We start from the raw sequence: 3117 nt of genomic DNA, 5'->3' as shown, positions 1-3117 counted from the left end.
ATCCACAACGCCCTCGGCAACACCGCCGGCCCCACCCCCGACCTCACCGTCCACGCCACCACCGCCTACGGCGACATCACCGCCCGCAGCCTCTGAATCGCCGTGACCTTCCGGAGATCCGTCCTTCCGGAGGCGGAGGCGGAGGCGGAGACGTGTCCTTCCGGCGGCGGAGACGGCGACGCCGACGGCGGTCCGTGGGGACGGGCCACCGTCGGCGTCGACGACAGGACGGGTGGAGGAGTGGTGTGGGCGCTATCTGGTCGGCTTCTTGCCGGTGATGCCCAGGTGCACCAACAGGGCCAGGTTGGGCTTGAGTTCGGCCTGCTTCACGCCCCAGGTCGTGAAGCCCTTCTGGTGGCCGGCGACCGCGGCCAGCATCGCCACGAGCGAGCCGGCCATGGCGGCGGGGCTGACCTCCTTGTCGACCTTGCCCTTGGCCTGGAGCTCCTTCACCGCGTCCGTGAGGGAGTTGGTGACCGAGTTGAGGATCTTCATGCGGATCTTGTAGAACCGCTTGTCGCCCTCCGCGGCGCCGAGGTCCACGACCCGGAGGATCGCGTCGTGCTTCCGCCAGAAGTCCAGGAAGCCTTCGACGAGTTCCTCGGAGGTCTGCCAGCCGGCCTTGCCGACCCAGGAGCGGCCGGAGACCAGCTCGGTCAACCCGGCGCCCTCCTTGGCCATTTCCTCCGCGATCTCGAGAACCGCTCCCTCGACGTCCGGGAAGTACTGATAGAACGTCGCGGGTGAAGTACCCGCCTTCCGGGCCACATCGATGACCTTGACGTCCCGGTAGGGCGAGGAGCTGAGCATCTCACCGAGGCAGTCGAGCAGCTTCTGCCGCGTCGCCTGGCCGCGTCGTCCGGCCACGCGGCCGTCGACGGTGCGTACTTGTCCTGTCATGCCGTCAGCTTACCGAGGGGGGGTCGGCGCGCGATTCGGCCGACTGCAAATGGGGTCACCCCCTCTGCCAGTCGTGTTCTGCGAGGTCGGCACGCGTGTCTCGCTCCGGGGCGGTCCGGGGTGGAGGGGCGGGATCGAGCCAGTTCGGTGGGTGTGGAGGGTCGCGGAGGGGTTCCCGTACCCGAATAGGCTTATGAACAGCCTGTGGACAACTTCGGTGGACAACTCAAGTGCCCCAAGGGATCCGGGGCGATAAATCGCCACTTTGTTCGCATGTCGGGGCGTGCGGGGCCGTCCCCGCGGACCTAGCGTGGGGACATGGCCGTACGCACTGAGGGCACCCCCTGCTGGGTGGACGCACAGCTTCCCGACCTCGAGGCGGGCAAGCGTTTCTACGGCGAGCTCTTCGGCTGGACCTTCGACCCCGCGCGCGACGAGGCACTCCTCGACGGGCGCCGCGTCGCCGGACTCCTCCCCAAGCGCGACGGCCGCATGCCCACCACCTGGACCCTCTACCTCGCCACCCGGAACGCCGGCACCCTCGCCGCCCGGATCAAGGCCGCCGGCGGCCAGATGGTCATGGAGCCCTACCCCGTCGGCCCCTTCGGCGTCCTCGCCCTCGCCGCCGACCCGGGCGGCGCCGTCTTCGGACTCCGGCAGTCGGTCGGCGACGACGACGACGGCTTCGAGGCCATCGGCCAACCGGGCTCCTTCTGCTGGATGGAGGTGTACACGCGCCGCCCCGAGGCCGTCGACACCTTCTACGCCACCGTCTTCGGCTACCTCGGCCGCCAGGCCGACGCCGACGAGGAGGGCAGGGACGCGGGCTTCGACTACCGCGTCTGGTCGCCCCCCGGCTCCCGCCCCGGCGACGACAGCGCCTTCGGTGGCCGCGCCGTCATCACCGACGACTTCCCCGCCGAGATGCCCGGCCACGTCCTCGTCTACTTCGCCGTCCACGACTGCGACGAGGCCTGCGCGATCACGGTCCGGCTCGGCGGCCGGGTCGCCACCCCGGCCTTCGACACCCCGCACGGCCGCATCGCCGTCCTCCACGACAACCAGGGCGCCCGCTTCGCGGTCCTGTCCGAACCGACCGGTTAGAGCGGAGACGTCCCCACCCGTACGGCCCGGCCGATATGACCTGTGACACCCCGATCCGCCCCCGGGTTCGCAACCGGGCCCTCGGACAGGAAGAATCAGGGCCACGGGGCCGTACCCTCATGGCCCGTACGGGGAGGTGGCAGGCAAGTGGAACAGCTGACGCAGCACGACCCGAGACGTATCGGGCCCTTCGAGGTGCTGGGCCGGCTCGGCGCGGGCGGAATGGGCCTGGTCTATCTCGCGCGCTCGGCCTCGGGCCGACGTGTCGCGATCAAGACCGTGCGCACGGAGCTCGCGGAGGACCAGCTGTTCCGGGTCCGCTTCACGCGTGAGGTGGAGGCCGCGCGGGCGGTCTCCGGCTTCTACACGGCCGCCGTCGTGGACGCCGACCCGCGGGCCGCCGTGCCCTGGCTCGCGACCGCCTACGTCCCCGCGCCCTCGCTCGAAGAAATAGTGAACGAGTGCGGGCCGCTCCCGGCCCAGGCCGTGCGCTGGCTGGCCGCCGGCGTCGCCGAGGCCCTGCAGTCCATCCACGGAGCGGGCCTGGTCCACCGCGACCTCAAGCCCTCCAACGTCCTCGTCGTCGAGGACGGCCCCCGGGTGATCGACTTCGGCATCGCGTCGGGCGTCTCCAACACGCGCCTGACCATGACCAATGTCGCCGTCGGCACCCCGGCCTACATGTCGCCCGAGCAGGCCCGCGACTCGCGCAGCGTCACCGGCGCGAGCGATGTCTTCTCGCTCGGCTCGATGCTGGTCTTCGCCGCCACCGGCCATGCGCCCTACCACGGCGCCAACCCGGTCGAGACGGTCTTCATGCTGCTCCGCGAGGGCCCCGACCTGGAGGGTCTGCCCGAGGAGCTGCGTCCCCTGATCGAGTCGTGCATGCAGATGGACGTCACCCGCCGGCCCACCCCGGCCGACCTCCAGGCGCAGCTGGCCCCGCATCTCTTCGGCCCGGGCAGCGACGACAGCGGCACGGCCTCGGCCTGGCTGCCGGAGAGCGCCACGGCCATGATCGAGACCCGCCGCGGCGGCCGTCCCGCTCCGGCGCCGACCGCGCCGCCGATGCCGGCGCGCTCGCCCCGGCCGCCTGGCGGCCAGGGCGGCGAC

Annotated in this window: 3 protein-coding genes; 2 read left to right on the top strand and 1 reads right to left on the bottom strand. The window is 71.4% G+C overall.

From position 1 onward, the window contains the following. Positions 1-252: 252 nt before the first annotated feature. Positions 253-900, bottom strand: a complete 648-nt coding sequence (locus IE311_RS36475; protein WP_030315615.1) for a TetR family transcriptional regulator — start codon at positions 898-900, stop codon at positions 253-255. 318 nt (positions 901-1218) lie between these two features. On the opposite strand from IE311_RS36475, the gene IE311_RS36470 reads away from it, so the two are divergent. Then, positions 1219-2004: a VOC family protein gene (locus tag IE311_RS36470; RefSeq protein ID WP_189836204.1), complete on the top strand. Its 786-nt coding sequence runs from the start codon at positions 1219-1221 to the stop codon at positions 2002-2004. 147 nt (positions 2005-2151) lie between these two features. Then, positions 2152-3117, top strand: a 966-nt coding sequence (locus IE311_RS36465; protein WP_189836203.1) for a serine/threonine-protein kinase, incomplete at its 3' end; no start/stop codon positions are given.

This window comes from Streptomyces zaomyceticus (assembly GCF_014656215.1).
GTDB classification, from domain to species: Bacteria; Actinomycetota; Actinomycetes; order Streptomycetales; family Streptomycetaceae; genus Streptomyces; species Streptomyces zaomyceticus.
Note: the sequence above shows the minus strand (reverse complement) of the source record. Positions and strands in the feature narration are given on the sequence as shown.

What these genes read in the sequence shown, in the direction of transcription:
- IE311_RS36475 (WP_030315615.1), bottom strand. Translation starts at nt 900, where the DNA reads ATGACAGGACAAGTACGCACCGTCGACGGCCGCGTGGCCGGACGACGC.
- IE311_RS36470 (WP_189836204.1), top strand. Translation starts at nt 1,219, where the DNA reads ATGGCCGTACGCACTGAGGGCACCCCCTGCTGGGTGGACGCACAGCTT.